Origin of the sequence: Streptomyces sp. NPDC002825 (genome assembly GCF_040295385.1) — a bacterium.
In the GTDB taxonomy this organism is placed as follows: domain Bacteria; phylum Actinomycetota; class Actinomycetes; order Streptomycetales; family Streptomycetaceae; genus Streptomyces.
Genome location: NZ_JBEOVH010000011.1, coordinates 86,703 through 101,765, shown reverse-complemented (window position 1 = coordinate 101,765; position 15,063 = coordinate 86,703). Strand labels below are relative to the sequence as shown.

Here is a 15,063-nt window from a genome sequence, read left to right as displayed (position 1 = left end):
GCGCGCAGACCCGGCTCGGGATGACCGCGGTCCCCTGACCGGATGTCCAGTGGCCGAGGTGCGCGCGTCCGTGCGACGCATCGCTTGCCCCGCCCGCTACGCCAGGGGTTCGAGGTCCCCTTCGAGGACGGTCTGGATGATCTGGGGCCTGTTCCAGAGGGCCAGGATCTCGTTCGCGAGAGCCACGATGGGCAGCGGGTCCCGGTCGCCGTGTACGACGATGGCCGCGGCGGACAGGCTGCGTGGTACGGCTCCGGCTTCCAGCAGGACGCGCCACTCCTCCGGGCCGAGCTGCAGGAACTCCAGTCCGGCGAGCTCGCTGATCTGCAGGGGGTCGGCCAGCGTGCCGGGGTAGGCCGTGAGGGTGCGCAGGCGGGGCAGTCCGACGACCGGGGCGAGACTGAACGGCTCGCCGTCCCACACCCCGATGGACAGGGCTTCCAAGCCCGGGTGGGCGGCCGCCTCGAGGCTCTTCAGGCTCGCGATGTTGACCCAGGCCACGAGGGGCGGCCGCTGCCCCCGCGGGCTGCGGCGCTCCGCGCTGAGCCGCCCCAGCACCAGGTCGGTGAGGGAGTCGGCAACGAGCGCGGCACCGACGTTCTCCTCGTGGGAGATCATGATGACCTGACCCAGGTGGCCGCGGGGGCCTGGTGTCAGATCGACGGCCAGCCGGTCACCGCCGCCGTTGTCACCGAAGGCGATCCAGCCGGGTGAGCCGACGAGGCCCTGCACCACCGCGTCGGCCGGAGTGTCGACCGCCTCCATCGCCGCGAACTCCCAGCGGCAGTAGCGGGACGACGCGTCGGCGACGTACAGGCCGTCGAGGTCGAACAGCTCGAAGCCCACCGCCTCGGATTCACGTTCCGCTGCCTCGTAGTCGTCCCCCAGATCTTCCCACCGTGCCCGCGTCACCCGGTAAAGGACCTTGAGCTCGTCGGGCAGCGCCACGCCCAGGCGCGCTTCCACGGCGGAGATCTCCTCCGCCGTCGCGCCGATGGCGTGCGGCAGGCGATCGCGCAGCGTCCGCTCCAGCAACTCCGGGTCCGCCGACGGGGCCGGCGCTGCCACCAGAGCCGGCTCGGGGAGACGGCGCCAGGGCTCGGGAAGCGAGCCGTCGACCAGGATGAGCGCTCCCGGGTGCGGGGTGCCGATGCCGGGTTCCACTGCGGGGCTGGGCCCGAGCAGGCGGAGCGTGGTCTCGCCGGTCGGTTCTATCTCCGCCGTGAACGAGACGTCGTCGACTCCCGCGTCCACCAGAGCGCCCTGCACCCGCTCCACCGCATCGAACTCCTCCCGCATGTCTTCCGCCTGCGCGGCCCGGCCAGGGGGCGGCATCGGTCGCGTCAGAGGCAGACTCCAGCCGCCTCGGCCTATGCGTCCCGCCACTCGGACGGACCCGGCCACGTGCCTATGCGCCTGTTCGGCCAGTAGGAGCCGTAGTACTGGAGCCCAGGTCGCGAAGTCGTCTATCCGCGTTCTGCAAAGCCTCTGTTCAACCATGTGCAGACCGTACGCGGGGCCACTGACATCGACCGACAGGTGGCGGAAGCGTTCGTGGACCGTCTTCCACGGCCCGTAGCGTTCGGGCCATGGCCACCCTCGCCTGCCTCCGACTCGGGCTGCCATGACTTTCCGGACACCCCCTGGGCCCGGACGCTCGGCTCGCGGGAGGCGGGGGAGGCGGTCGTCGCATAGCGTCGACGCAGGCGCGTACGAATGGACACGCCGACGGACACGAGTCCGCACCCGCGTGCGGACAGGCCGGCGGGCGTGGCGAGCGGCGACCGGTCGGTCGGGCCCTTCCACGTACCGCCACGCGGCGGACGTCCGGGGCCCGCCGACGTACCGCCACGCGGCGGACGTTCGGGGCCCGCCGACGTACCGCCACGCGGCGGACGTTCGGGCCCGCGTCGGCAAAACCCCGAGGTGAGGAGGAGACCGTGGACCAGACCCTGCCGGATCGCGCGTCCACGGTGGCGCTGCGCGTCAACGGCGCGGACTGCTTGCTCACCCTGGACCACCGCACGACCCTGCTCGACGCGCTGCGCGACCACCTCGACCTCACCGGCACCAAGAAGGGCTGCGACCACGGGCAGTGCGGTGCCTGCACCGTCCTCCTCGACGGCCGGCGCGTGAACAGCTGTCTGCTGTTCGCCGTCGCGTGCGCGGGCCGTTCCGTCACCACCGTCGAGGGCCTCACGGACGGCGAGAGCCTCCATCCGGTCCAGGAGGCGTTCGTCGCCCGGGACGCCCTGCAGTGCGGCTACTGCACACCGGGCCAGATCTGCTCGGCCGTGGCCCTGCTGGACGAGGCGGCGCGCGGCGAACCCTCGCACGTGACACCGCCGGAACGACTGCCGGGTGAGCCCGTCGCCCTCACACCGGACGAGATCCGAGAACGCATGAGCGGGAACGTCTGCCGCTGCGGCGCCTACCCGAACATCGTGGCCGCGATCGAGGAGGTCGCACGGTGAAGCCCTTCGCGTACGTGCGTCCCGAACGCACCGAGGAGGCCATCGCACTCCTCGCGGCCCACCCCGGCGCCCGCTTCCTGGCGGGCGGCACCAACCTCGTGGACCTGATGAAACTGGGCGTCACCGGCCCGCCGCTGCTCGTCGACCTCGGCGCCCTGCCCCTCGACGGCATCGCGGAGACCCCCGACGGCGGCCTGTTGATCGGGGCGACCGCGCGCAACAGCGACGTCGCCGCCCACCCCGCCGTGCGCACCCGCTACCCCGTACTGTCCCAGGCTCTGCTGTCCGGCGCCTCGCCCCAGCTCCGCAACGCGGCCACCACGGGCGGCAACCTCCTCCAGCGCACCCGCTGCCTCTACTTCCAGGACACGTCCACGGCGTGCAACAAGCGTCTGCCCGGTTCCGGCTGCCCCGCCCGGGAGGGCGTCCACCGGGACCTCGCGGTCCTCGGCCACTCCTCCCACTGTGTCGCCACACACCCCTCGGACATGGCCGTCGCCCTCGCCGCCCTGGACGCAGAGGTCCGGCTGCGCGGGGCGGACGGCGAGCGGTCGGTGCCCGTCACCGCGTTCCACCGGCTGCCCGGCGACCGCCCGGACCTGGACACCGTCGTCGCGCCCGGCGAGCTCATCACGGGCGTGACGCTCCCCCCGCCGCCGCCCGGCGCGCTCAGCGCCTACCGCAAAGCACGCGACCGCGCCTCGTACGCCTTCGCGCTCGCCTCCGTCGCCCTCGTCCTGACCGTCGAGGACGGCCAGGTGGGGCACGCCGCCCTCGCTTTCGGCGGTCTCGCCCACAAGCCCTGGCGGGCGCAGGCGGCGGAGGAGGTGCTGCGGGGCGCGCCGGCCACCACCGAGACCTTCCGACGGGCCGCCGATGCCGAACTCGCCGCCGCCGAGCCCCTCCGCGACAACGGGTTCAAGGTGCCGCTGGCCCGCAACCTCGCCGTGAGCCTCCTGGGTGACCTCGCGTCCCGCGCCGCCGCGGCCGCCTTGTGACGGCAATGACGCGCCCGCACCGGTCCGCCAAGGCCCCTGACGTCCTGCCAGGCGTCGCCCCGCCCATCGCATCGGTACGCCCGGCATCCGTACGCCCGGCGTCCGCCCGCCCGGCATCCGTACGCCCGGCACCTGTACGCCCGGCATCCGTAGGCCCGCCGAACGTCCGACCGCCCGCACCCCGTCGTACGCCGACCGGAGGAGGCACCACGCCATGACCCGTCATGAACTCGCGACCGCGCAGCCTTCGGCGGCCGTCAGGCGTGACGCCCGCCAGAAGGTGACGGGCGAGGCCCGCTACGCCGTCGACCGGACGCCGCCCGGCTGCCTCCACGCCTGTCCGGTGCCCGCCGCCGTCGCCCGCGGGCGGGTCACCGCAGTCCACGCCGACCAGGTCCTGCAGCGCCCCGGCGTGCACGCCGTCCTCACCCACGAGAACGCCCCGCGCCTTGGCGACGCCGACGACCCGACGCTCGCGCTGCTCCAGGAGGACCGGGTCCCCCACCGGGGCTGGTTCGTGGCCGTCGTGGTCGCCGACACGCCCGAGAACGCCCGCGCCGCCGCTGACGAGCTCCGGATCGACTACGCGCCGGGCGAGCACGACGTCCGGCTGAGCGCCGACCACCCGCGTCTCTACACGCCCGAGAAGGCCAACGGCGGCCACCCGGCCGTACGCGAGCGGGGCGATTTCGACACCGCCTTCGCCGCGTCTCCGGTCCGCATCGACGCCACCTACACCATGGGCGCCCTGCACAACCACCCGATGGAACCGCACGCCGCCACGGCCTGGTGGGACGACGACGGCCTGACCGTGTACGACTCCAGCCAGGGCGCGACGACCGTACGGGACATCCTCGCGCGCCTGTTCCGGCTGCCCCAGCAGAAGGTCACCGTCGTCTCCGCCTACGTGGGCGGCGGCTTCGGCTCCAAGGGCACGCCCCGGCCGCCGGCCGTCCTCGCGGCGATGGCCGCCCGGCACACCGGCCGCCCCGTCCGGCTCGCCCTGCCCCGCCGCGACCTGCCCGCCACCGTGGGGCACCGCGCGCCCACCATCCAGCGCGTCCGCATCGGCGCCGCCGCCGACGGAACGATCGCGGCCCTCGCCCACGAGGTGGTCACCCAGACGTCCACGGTGAAGGAGTTCGTCGAACAGGCCGCCGTCCCGGCCCGCACCATGTACACCTCTCCTCACAGCCGCACCACCCACCGGGTGGTCGCCCTGGACGTGCCCACCCCGTCGTGGATGCGCGCCCCCGGCGAGGCGTCCGGGATGTACGCCCTCGAAGCGGCCATGGACGAGCTCGCCGAGGCGGTCGGCGTCGACCCGGTGGAGCTCCGGCTGCGCAACGAACCCGACACCGAGCCCGACAGCGGCAAACCGTTCAGCAGCCGGGGCCTCGCCGCCTGCCTGCGGGACGGCGCGCGCCGGTTCCGCTGGGCGGACCGGGACCCGCGCCCCGGCGTCCGGCGGGACGGGGACGTGCTGGCCGGTACGGGTGTCGCCGCCGCCACCTACCCCGTACTCCTGAGCTCGTCCCGCGCCTCCGCCCACGCCGCCCCGGACGGCCGCTTCGTCGTCCGCGTCGACGCCACCGACATCGGCACCGGGGCGCGGACCGTCCTCGCCGGGATCGCCGCCGACGCCCTCGACGCCCCGCTGGACTCCGTACGCGTCGAACTCGGCAGCAGCCGACTGCCCGACGCCCCCGTCGCCGGCGGCTCCTCCGGGACTGCGTCCTGGGGCTGGGCCGTGCACAAGGCCTGTGCCGCGCTGCGCGCGACGCTGGCCGCCGACCCCGGTCCGCTGCCGCCCGAGGGCGTCACGGTCGAGGCGGACACGGACGAGGAGGCGAGGCGGACGTCCCCGTACGCCCGCCATGCCTTCGGCGCCCACTTCGCGGAGGTCCGCGTCGACACCGTCACCGGCGAGGTCCGGGTGAGCCGGCTGCTCGGCGTCTATGCGGTGGGCCGGGTCCTCAACGCGCGCACCGCCCGCTCCCAGTTCATCGGCGGCATGACGATGGGGCTCGGGATGGCGCTCACCGAACACAGCACCATGGACCTCGTCTTCGGCGACTTCCGCGAACGCGACCTGGCCTCCTACCACGTCCCTGTCTGCGCCGACGTGCCGGACATCGAGGCACACTGGGTGGACGAGCACGACCCCCACCTCAACCCGATGGGCAGCAAGGGCATCGGGGAGATCGGCATCGTCGGCACGGCGGCGGCGATCGCCAACGCCGTCCACCACGCGTGCGGCGTCCGCCTCCGAGACCTCCCCCTGACCCCCGACCGCATCCTCCCGCTGCTCACGGGTCGGGCGCCCACCCCGTAGGTGCTGTCCGGCCGATCATGTGACGGCTCCGCCGCTGGGTCGCTGTGTCGCTGTGTCGCTGAACAGGAGACTGGGTGATCTGCTGATGGATGCCGAGTAGGAACAACTGCGTCCGTTCGCCAGCGCGGTCCCCGGCCGCCTCGGTGTCGGACGATGAGTCTCCACCCCCGCGAAACCTGCTGGCGAGGGCGGAGTTCGCGATGGTGTCCCTATTCGGCTGTACATTCGGTCCCGCCTCATGGAGCCTGCCGCGCCGACTTTTTCTGCCAGCAGGCACCGGCATGACGCCATATACCCTTTGTTCCCTCACGCGCCACAGGAGCAATCGTGAACAAATGGACAGCCTGTGCGGCCATCGCAGTGGGTGCAGTACTCCTCGGCCTTTATCTGTCCGAGGTCTTTGCGCCCCCTTATTCAATCTTCGCCGTCATGGCTGGAACCAGCCTGCTCGTCGATGGCGTGCGCAGGATCCATCAACTCCGGCGTGCTCAGGGGTCCCAGAACTCCGAGAGCGTGCCTGGTTGATCAGGTGACTGCCGTCTGTCCAGGCCGTTGCTGTGCGCATGGGGCTGATCATCCGCAGGAGGTGATCGACGGGATTCCCCATCGGTGCGGACCGGTGTTCAGTGGCGTGACCTGCCCGAACGGTTCGGGCCGTGGAAGACGGTCTACGAACGCCACCGGCGAGGTCGCGGACGGAACGTGGGAGCGTCTGCTCCAGCGGGTCCAGGATGCCGCAGACGCGGCCGGTGAGATCGACCGGGACATCTCGGTCGACTCCACCGTCGTTCCACGGGTACCAGCACGCGGCCGGCGCCCGAACCGGCCCGGCGCCGGCACCCGCCTCAAAGGGGGCCGGGCAGGCAGAACACCAGGGCGAGACACCGTGGCAGAGCCTGGGCGCCCACTTGGTGGAGGTGTGTGGGAGGCGAGAGCCTGGGCCGCTCACGTGGTGGGTTCACCAGCAGGCTCCACCTGAGCACAGACGGCCGCTGCCGCCGCTGACTCTGATTCGTCACTCCAGGCCAGCGGGCGGACGGCACCCGTTTCGAGCCCGCCCTGGACAAGTTCCGCGTGCCGCGGCCGGGACCGGGCAGGCCCCGGACCCCGCCCGACCGGGTCGTGGCGGACGAGGGCAACTCAGCCTGCAGAATCCGCGCCTACCTCCGCCGGCGCGACATCGCGGTGTCGCCGCGAGGATCCGGCCGTCGCCTGGGGCAGCCGGAACGAGGACCAAACGCGCCATGATCGGTCAACGGCGCACCCGATAGCGCAGGTGAAGCACCCGGTCGCCCTGAATCACCTCGTCAGGCCCCTCCAAAAGGTGCTGCGCGTGGACCGACCCGAAGTAGCGCTTGCCTGACCCGAACACGACGGGTACGACGTCCATGCGCACCTCGTCGATCAGGCCGGCGGCGAGCACCTGGCCACCGACGTCACCGGCGGCGACCTCAACCATGCGGTCTTCCGCAAGCTCCTGCGCCTTGGCCACGGCTGCCTCGACGCCGTCGACGAAGTGGAACGGCGCCTCGGGGTCCCAGCCCTCGGGCATCGGCCGGTGCGACACGACGACCACGTGGTCGATCCCGCTCGGAGGCTTCCCGTCCCAGCCGTCCGTCAGGTCGAAGACATGGCGGCCGACGATCGTCACACCGATCTGGTCCCAGTACGGCCGGATGTAGTCGTAGGACGTCTGCGACACCTTCAGCTCGCCGCTCTCGTCCAACGGGACGTCACCGCTGGTCAACCAGTGGAACAGTGGTCCAGCCTGGTCGTTCTCGTCCGCGACGAAGCCGTCCACCGACACCGAGCTGTACATGACCACCTTGCCCACGGGGCTCTCCTCTGCGCTGGGGTGCCCCAAATTAGCGTGTCGTGAGCGGTCGCCTTTGTAAGGAAACACTCGGCCGGCAACGGCCAGCCGTCCAGCACGTGGCCGGGACATTCGTGCAGGAACCGCCGCCGGACCTCGACGCGCCTCGTTGCATGAGTCTTACCGACACCACGTCTCCGTGGTCGCGGTCTTTGTTCGGCCGGCCGACCCGGCCGGGTATCCGCCCAGGCATGCACAGCGCCCCGGATGCCGACCTATCCCCGCATACGACGCGCTGAAGATCGATTCCCGTCCGGCGCCCTCGCGCCCTATGAGCGCTGCTTGATCGAGAGCGGACCATCGATCTGCGCCAGATGGAGGTCGTCATCACGGTGGCGAAGCCGGTGGCTCCACGGCCGCCGCACGGCGGCGGCCACCAGCGTCGTGACCTCCTCCTCGCATGGTGTCAGCGGTTCGGCGGGCCGTCTCGTCGTCCTCCGGCGGGCCGGTGGTGCGAGCAGGCGCAGCATGTGCGCGGCAAGGGACGGCGGGTCTAGCAGGGTCGAGAGCGTGCTGTACCAGCTGGAGTACGCGGGAGAGGCGGATGCCGCGCTGGAGGCTGGTCAGGGACCGGCCGAGCTGCTCGACGCACTGCGGATCGGTGCGGCGGATTGTCTGCCGCCACGCGGTCGTCGGCCTCGAGCCTGTTCCGAACGGACTCGCGCCGAGGCCTGGAGCGCAGTCGATTTCTCCACGGCGGACAATGGGCTCTGCAGGAGACCCGGATAGTGGGGCCAGGGAAAGGGCGTCGGCGGCGGGTCATGGCGAGACCGCCGGCGGATGGCCGGTACGACTTGGTGGCGCTGCCGTCACCCGGATCCGCTCCGAGCACGATCCGCCGGACGGAATTTCAGGAGGGGAAGCATGACCGAGACCAGCAAGACCCGATCCGAATCCCGGGAGGGGCAGGGGGCGTCACGGAGCCCGTTGCAGCGGCTGATGCGCTACATCCCCCTGATCGCGCCCCTGCTCCTGTGGGCCGTACCGTGCTGGGTCCTCCTGTACACCGGCCAGCACTGGCCGCTTCCTGTCACACTGACCGGCACCGCGCTGTTCGCGGCCGGCCTGATCGGAATGCCGCTCGCGATGATGCGCGGCCACGGTCGTCGCCAGCAGGACCGGGCGGCAATCGTCGGTGCCACGCTCCTGGGCGGCATCTGGGTCCTGTTCACCTGGTCTGTTCTGCTCGGTGTCCTGCTACGGCTTGTCCTTGCGGTGGCCGGTATCGGTCATGGACAGGACCGGGCGCGCCTCGTCACGTGGGCCGTCCTCGGTGTCGCCGCCGTACTGCTCGCATGGGGGAACGCCGAGGCCAGGCGGGTGCCACGCGTGCGCCGCCTCGATGTGCCGCTGCCGCGTCTGGGAGCCGGGTTGGACGGCACCCGAGTCGTTCTGATCACCGACACCCATTACGGTCCGCTCGACCGCGCCCGATGGTCGGCACGTGTCTGCGAGACGGTGAACAGCCTGGAGGCCGATCTGGTGTGCCACACCGGTGACATCGCGGACGGCACTGCCGAACGCCGTCGCGCCCAGGCCGCTCCGCTGGGCACCGTGCAGGCGACGCGGGCCCGTGTGTACGTCACCGGCAACCACGAGTACTACAGCGAGGCCCAGGGCTGGGTCGATCTGATGGACGAGCTCGGCTGGGAGCCGCTGCGGAACCGCCATCTGCTGCTCGAACGCGGCGGTGACACCCTGGTGGTCGCAGGCGTCGACGACGTCACCGCCGAGTCCTCCGGACTGGCGGGACACCGCGCCCACCTCGCCGGAGCCCTCCAGGGCGCCGATCCCGACCTGCCCGTGCTCCTCCTCGCTCACCAGCCCAAGTTCATCGACAGGGCGGCGGCCCACGGCATCGACCTCCAGCTCTCCGGTCACACCCACGGCGGGCAGATCTGGCCCTTCCACTACCTGGTGCGCCTCGACCAGCCCGCCGTCGCCGGCCTCAGCCACCACGGTGCTCGCACCCTGCTCTACACGAGCCGCGGCACCGGCTTCTGGGGCCCGCCCTTCCGCGTCTTCGCCCCCAGCGAGATCACCCTGCTCGTGCTCCGCTCCCCGCAACAAGCCACCTCGTCCTAGGACGCGCTCGCGGGACCGCCGCTGTTCGACTCGCCCGCGGGCCCCTGCGGACGAGTGGAGCAACCCGCCTCTCCACCTGCGTACTCCCGCCCGCTGCGCGGTGCAGATCACCGACCATGATGGGGCATTGAAATTCCCCACCCCCTGATCGGGATGGCCTCAGAGCTGCTCGGCTTGATTCCCCAGGCGGACCGCGCTGACCTGCGTACGGCGCCAGAAGGGAGGGGCTGTTTCAGCCAGCACCAGGGCCGTGGTAGCAAGTCCCCCTGTGCGCGCAGCGCATTGCGTGAGTGCCTGCTTGCGATCCTCAAAGCCTCAGCGAGCACCGTCCGCATTTCTGTGACCCGGACGGCGGCGGACTGCCTGCGCGGGTGGACCGTCTGTTTGGCCGAGCCTGCCTGGCAGGGCGTCACGACACGCCGAAGGATGCTGCTGACGGCTGCCCAGTCGACAGGCGAGCACAGCCCAACGGCGGCCGTGCTGGACTGATACACAGCCGCCCCGTAGGGAGATGCCATGCACGCCACCCCAGAGAGCCACGAGCGCGGGTCAGGCAGGCGTGCGAACCAGGGCCCGAAGCGGCCAGGGTGCGGGCAGCAGGAGCGGACCAGGGGACGCCACAGGTTCGGGGCCCGGACGAGCTGGCTCCTGCTGTGCGTCTGCCTGATCGTGAGTGCCTTCGGCTCGGGCACAGCTTCGACTGCCGCTGCCACCGCGCCGTCGGCCCAGCAGTGCGACGCGGTACCGACCCGTGTCGCTGCCAGCAACCACTTTCTGCGCTTCAGGGTGCCGCCCGGGCTCATGCCGGACGCCCAGTTCGACGGCCGCCCGGCGAGGATCCAGGTGCACCGCGTGCGGCCGGTCTACGCGAATGGGAAATGCCCAGGGGTGCCCAACAGGGCCGCGGTGCTGATCCATGGCGCCACCCAGACCGGCCCGGCGGTCTTCGACCTGCGCCACCCCGCCCCGGAAGGCGGCCGACTCAGCACGCAGGAGGGACTCGCGCGGGCGGGAATCGACACCTTCGCCCCGAGCCTGCTCGGCTACGGTCGCTCGACGCGCTTCGAGAACGGCCTGGATGATCCCGGCAACGCGAGCCTCAGGCCCTACAACGCGGACGGCAGCTGTTCCTGGCCCGAGGGGTGCGACCGCACACACCTCCCGGCGGCGTTCCCCCTCGATCGGCAGGGGGAGCTGCTCTTGGCCAATCCGCTCGACGGGGAGCGGCGCGCACACTCGAGCAACGTCCGCTTCGGACGCATGGACGTCTGGGTACGCGACATCCGCCAGGTCATCGACGACGCCATCGCACGGGCGCAGCCGACGGACGGCAAGGTCACCCTGATCGCTTATTCGCTCGGCGGGCGGAGTGTCGGGCGGACACTGTACGCCGCCAACCCGGTCCTTCCCGGGAGCGCAGCCGTCATCGCGAAGGTCAACCGTGCCGTGTTCGCCTCGGCGCTCTTCGGTGGACCGACCGAGGAGACGACGCCGCCAGGAGGCTTCGTCACCTTCCCGCTGCATGTGTCCACCTTTGCCGCGGCCGGAACCTGGCGGATGCCGCCCGAGCGCGAGGCGGCCTGCACCGGCCACGTCGTCCCAGGCAGCCCTGAGCAGCTTTCGGCGCAGCTCAGGGAGGAGGAGACCGTTGGGCGCGAATGGGGAGGAGATGACCCCAGCAATCCGACTGGCCTCAACCGCGCGCCCACGTTCTCCGCGTACGGCTGGAACTCAACCGTGGCGGGGCAGCTGACCCCACCCACACTGGTCATCCAGGGGCTTGAGGACACCGGCGTGCCGGCCGCGGCGGCGAACGCGTCCGCCACCTTCGACGCCCTCCCGGCATCGATGACGAACAAGGTGCTGCTGAGGGTCCGGTGCGCAAGCCACGCGATGCAGCACGAGGGCTGCTCCGGCCCGCGCTGCACCCCGGACTCCGGGACGCCCTACGGCGGGCGCCCCGGCGAACCCTGGGCCGGCCCTCATGCCACGTTCAAGGCGGCTTTGACCGAGTGGATCAAGAACGGGACCTTCAACGGCGCCATGAACGGGCGGTTCACCGTCAACGAAAGCGGCGTGGCCAGTGCCGGCCCGTAGAGGCACTCCAGTCCCTGATACGGCGCCTCTGGCCCGCGAACCTGGCCCGCTCCCAGTCACTGAGCGACAGCGAAGGCGCCCTTGAGGGGTCGGCTCGGCCCGGACATTGAGCGAACGTGCGGCCCGTCTCACCCCGGGGGGCGCTCGCCGAACTTCCCCACTCTTTTGAGAACTTGATCAAATGAGGCGAGGAGTAGGCCCGGTCGTTTTCAAGAATCGCCATCAACCACGGATCCACGGGCCTTCCCGGTGCGGAGTCACCCCTGCGCCACGTGCGTGGCCTGCTTGACCGGCCGTGCGGTCCCCTGCAAAGTCGGGGTGCGGCGGTGCCGTGGCAGCGTCCCGTACTGATGTCGGCCGCTCCTTCGTCCGGGGAGCGGCAGGGCAGCCCCGAGTGCCAGGAGTGACGGAACCGGTGGTCATCGACCTGGTAGTGATCGGTTTGGCCATCACCTTGGGCCCTCTGCACAACAGCGCTTTCATCCTGTTGCTCTCCTCGCTGCACGGTGTCCGTCAGGGGCTGGCCTTCCTGTTGTCATGGCTGCTCAATCTGGTCGTGGTCATCACCCTCGTGATGCTGCTGACGAACGGGCAGCCCCCGGCACGTCACAGCACCCCCTCGACCGCGGCCATTGTCGCGAAACTCGCCATCGGGGTGGCACTGCTGCTGTACGGCGCCCACCGGCACCGCCGACCGCCCCGCCCCCACGGGCCGCCCCGCTGGACCGCCCGGATCGACAACGCCTCCCCCTTCACCGCAGCCGGTCTCGCCTGGGTGCTTCAGCCCTGGGGGCTGGTCGCCGCCGGCGCCGCCACCGCCCTCGACGCGGACCTCTCCACCGTCACCGACTGGCTCTCACTGACTGGCTACTGCCTGCTGGCCACCCTCAGCCTCATCGTCATGGAGATGTACGTGGTCTGGGCCCCCGCAAGCGCGAACGCCCGCCTGACCGCACTGCGGAACTGGCTGAGTGAGCACCAGGAACAGTTGATCGTCACGCTTTCCCTGCTGGTCGGCGTGTGGCTCGTGGCTCACGGCATCTACGAGCTGGTCTCCTGATCCCCGCCTTCCCCGGGCCTCTACGCGTCTCCTCCCCGTCTGCCGTTGCCGAGCTTCACCCTCGCCCGAGCCGGCGGCCGACTGGCCGACATCCGGCACAGCCGCAATACGCCGGCGCGGGAAACGCTTGGGGTGCACTCCAGGGCCCGCACTGTGCACGAGCCGCACTGCGAGGATCTCAACGGGGGCCCGCCACGCTTCCGCTGCCGCGTCCAGGGTGCGGTGCAGGACGGGCAGCGGGATCGCGGGGTGGTGACGGCTGGTCGGGACCGCGCTGCCGCGGTTCTGCCGTGGCCGGTCTGAACCGAGCGTCGGCTTCGGCGCTATCGGACTGTCGTCTGCACGGTGTTCACCGTAGCCAGGCGTCGGTTGTACTGGATCACCTCGTACTTCTGGTCACCGGTGACCACGACCTCCGGGCGCGTGGGTGTGGCAGGGAAGAAGTCGTCGGCGCCCACCGATGCGCGAGCCGCCACGTACGCCTGCCCTTGGGGGAACGCGTACATGTTGAATCGCGTCTGTTCCGATGCGGGCACTCCCTGGGGGTACTCCTCGGCGCGAGGGTAGGCCGTTGTGTAGAGGGAGACCGACTTGACCCCGCTCGCGGGACGGACGATCCGAGCGTTCGGGGCGAGGCGGGTGTTCACGCCCGCCGGGTTGTGGATCCATCCCTTCTGCCCGCCGAACCAGATGGCCGTCCAGTCGCCTCGCACGTCGGCGACCACGAACTCCTGCCCCCACACCACGGTGGATCCCCAGTCGTCGATGCGCTCGGTTCCCGCCGACCCGTCCGGGCGGAGGGCGAGGTCGGAGACGAGCGGGGCGTCGTCGCGGGGCTCCGTGCGGACGTAGAGGAGGTTCGAAGGCTGTGTCTGGGTCCGGCACGTCGTGCCGCACACCGTCACCCTCTGTGGGTTCTCGCTGTACTTCGGAGCGATCGTGACCGCCTGTCCGACGGCGATGTTCCCGCCCGACGCCGCTCCCCCGGCCTCGCGCTCCAGCCGGTGATCGGCGTCGAGGAGAGCCATGAACTTCTCCCAGTCCCAATAGGGGCCGGGATCCCAGTGCGCGTCCGGCGCGCGGGCCGGCCTCGGTGGGAGGACGTTGTCGTGCCCGATGATGTGCTTGCGGTCCAGCGGGACGTCGAAGCGCCGTGCCAGGTAGACCACCAACGCGGCAGTCGCCTTGTACTGGGCCGGAGTGAACCAGGTGGGCCCTTGGGCGGCGTATCCCTCCAGTTCGATGCCGATCCCGTGCAGGTTCGTCCAGTAGTTGCCGGCGTGGAACGCGATGTCCTTGGTGGCAACCATCTGCGTTGCCTCACTGCCGTCGGCCTTCATCACGTAATGCGTGGAGACCCCGCTGGCGGGGTCCTGGAACCAGCTGACTCCCCCGTCGTAGGACCCTTCGAGGTCGTGGATGACGATGAATTCGACGTCCATGCCGTTCGAGTTCCGCGCGGACACCTGGTAGTTCGAGGCAGCAGCGGGAACGAATCGGCAATCCAGCTCGCCGGGGCACTCCGGCACTGCCGCGGCGGCCTGGGTCCGCAGTCCCAGGGATGCGAGCTGTGTCGTCTTCGGACGGACGTACGGCGTCTTCGGCAACGACACCGTCTGGCCGTCCTTGCGCACCCTCTGCTTGCCGTTGCGGATCGCTTCGAACACCCCGTCGGCGAACCGTCCGGCCGCGGTGGTGTCGGGGGCCTGGCTGTAGTGCGCCACCGCCCCGTACCAGCTACCCGGGTCGAGTGGCATCTCCCGGGAGATCTGCCGTTGATACGAGGCGAGCAGCGCGGCGCCGCCTCGGAGGTTCTGCAGCTCGTCCCGCTTGAGGGTCTGGGGTGCGACCCCGATCATGGCGGCGGCAGCCTTCAGGGTGTGCTCCGACGGGTCGTCGGTGCCCGTGGCGTCCACCGGCCCTTCGCCTGGCCGATGGGCGTACGTTCCTCCGGACGTCGTGTCCGTCAGGTGCATCGGACCGTAACCGCCCTTCGTGCTGGGGCGGCCGTCATTGGCCTCCCACCACGAGGACTCGTAGCTGACGCCGAGAAGTACTTCCTTCGGCACACCGAATTCCGTTGCGGCTTGCTCGACCGCCCGCTCGAAGTCCCCGGGTGTCGCGTCGGAGGGCCGGGCATT

9 protein-coding genes and 1 pseudogene are annotated in these 15,063 nt (G+C 71.0%); 7 read left to right on the top strand and 3 right to left on the bottom strand.

The window, feature by feature from the left end:
• Positions 1-96 precede the first annotated feature (96 nt).
• Complete coding sequence (locus ABT041_RS16810) at positions 97-1,500, bottom strand: SMI1/KNR4 family protein (protein WP_351184660.1); 1,404 nt, start codon at positions 1,498-1,500, stop codon at positions 97-99.
• Between the two features lie 440 nt (positions 1,501-1,940).
• Here ABT041_RS16810 and ABT041_RS16805 point away from each other — a divergent pair, with 440 nt between their 5' ends.
• From ABT041_RS16805 to ABT041_RS39040, 4 genes and pseudogenes are all read left to right on the top strand, one after another.
• Positions 1,941-2,474 (top strand): 2Fe-2S iron-sulfur cluster-binding protein, encoded by a 534-nt coding sequence (locus ABT041_RS16805; protein ID WP_351184658.1) that lies wholly within the window; start codon positions 1,941-1,943, stop codon positions 2,472-2,474.
• Positions 2,471-3,472, top strand: coding sequence for an FAD binding domain-containing protein (locus ABT041_RS16800; protein WP_351184656.1), 1,002 nt, complete (start codon positions 2,471-2,473; stop codon positions 3,470-3,472). Before ABT041_RS16805 ends, ABT041_RS16800 begins: the two co-directional genes overlap by 4 nt.
• Before the next feature lie 214 nt (positions 3,473-3,686).
• Positions 3,687-5,807, top strand: a complete 2,121-nt coding sequence (locus tag ABT041_RS16795) for a xanthine dehydrogenase family protein molybdopterin-binding subunit (protein ID WP_351184654.1) — start codon at positions 3,687-3,689, stop codon at positions 5,805-5,807.
• A gap of 615 nt (positions 5,808-6,422) precedes the next feature.
• Positions 6,423-6,806: pseudogene (locus ABT041_RS39040) on the top strand (transposase); the annotation flags it as partial.
• Between the two features lie 253 nt (positions 6,807-7,059).
• Here the strand turns inward: ABT041_RS39040 and ABT041_RS16785 are convergent.
• Positions 7,060-7,641 (bottom strand): dihydrofolate reductase family protein, encoded by a 582-nt coding sequence (locus ABT041_RS16785; RefSeq protein WP_351184650.1) that lies wholly within the window; start codon positions 7,639-7,641, stop codon positions 7,060-7,062.
• A gap of 903 nt (positions 7,642-8,544) precedes the next feature.
• On the opposite strand from ABT041_RS16785, the gene ABT041_RS16780 reads away from it, so the two are divergent.
• The 3 genes from ABT041_RS16780 to ABT041_RS16770 all read left to right on the top strand — a co-directional run bounded on the left by ABT041_RS16780 (position 8,545) and on the right by ABT041_RS16770 (position 12,922).
• Entirely contained in the window at positions 8,545-9,765 is a 1,221-nt protein-coding gene (locus ABT041_RS16780; RefSeq protein ID WP_351184648.1) for a metallophosphoesterase, read from the top strand.
• Positions 9,766-10,566: 801 nt separating this feature from the next.
• Entirely contained in the window at positions 10,567-11,862 is a 1,296-nt protein-coding gene (locus tag ABT041_RS16775) for an alpha/beta hydrolase (RefSeq protein WP_351184647.1), read from the top strand.
• A 415-nt stretch (positions 11,863-12,277) separates the two neighbouring features.
• Complete coding sequence (locus ABT041_RS16770) at positions 12,278-12,922, top strand: GAP family protein (RefSeq protein ID WP_351184645.1); 645 nt, start codon at positions 12,278-12,280, stop codon at positions 12,920-12,922.
• A gap of 323 nt (positions 12,923-13,245) precedes the next feature.
• Here ABT041_RS16770 and ABT041_RS16765 read toward each other — a convergent pair whose 3' ends face one another.
• Positions 13,246-14,991, bottom strand: coding sequence for an N-acetylmuramoyl-L-alanine amidase (locus tag ABT041_RS16765; RefSeq protein ID WP_351184643.1), 1,746 nt, complete (start codon positions 14,989-14,991; stop codon positions 13,246-13,248).
• Between the last annotated feature and the right edge of the window lie 72 nt (positions 14,992-15,063).

Coding starts and splice junctions, on each gene's coding strand:
- ABT041_RS16810 (WP_351184660.1), bottom strand. CDS start 1,500: ATGGTTGAACAGAGGCTTTGCAGAACGCGGATAGACGACTTCGCGACC.
- ABT041_RS16795 (WP_351184654.1), top strand. CDS start 3,687: ATGACCCGTCATGAACTCGCGACCGCGCAGCCTTCGGCGGCCGTCAGG.
- ABT041_RS16780 (WP_351184648.1), top strand. CDS start 8,545: ATGACCGAGACCAGCAAGACCCGATCCGAATCCCGGGAGGGGCAGGGG.
- ABT041_RS16775 (WP_351184647.1), top strand. CDS start 10,567: ATGCCGGACGCCCAGTTCGACGGCCGCCCGGCGAGGATCCAGGTGCAC.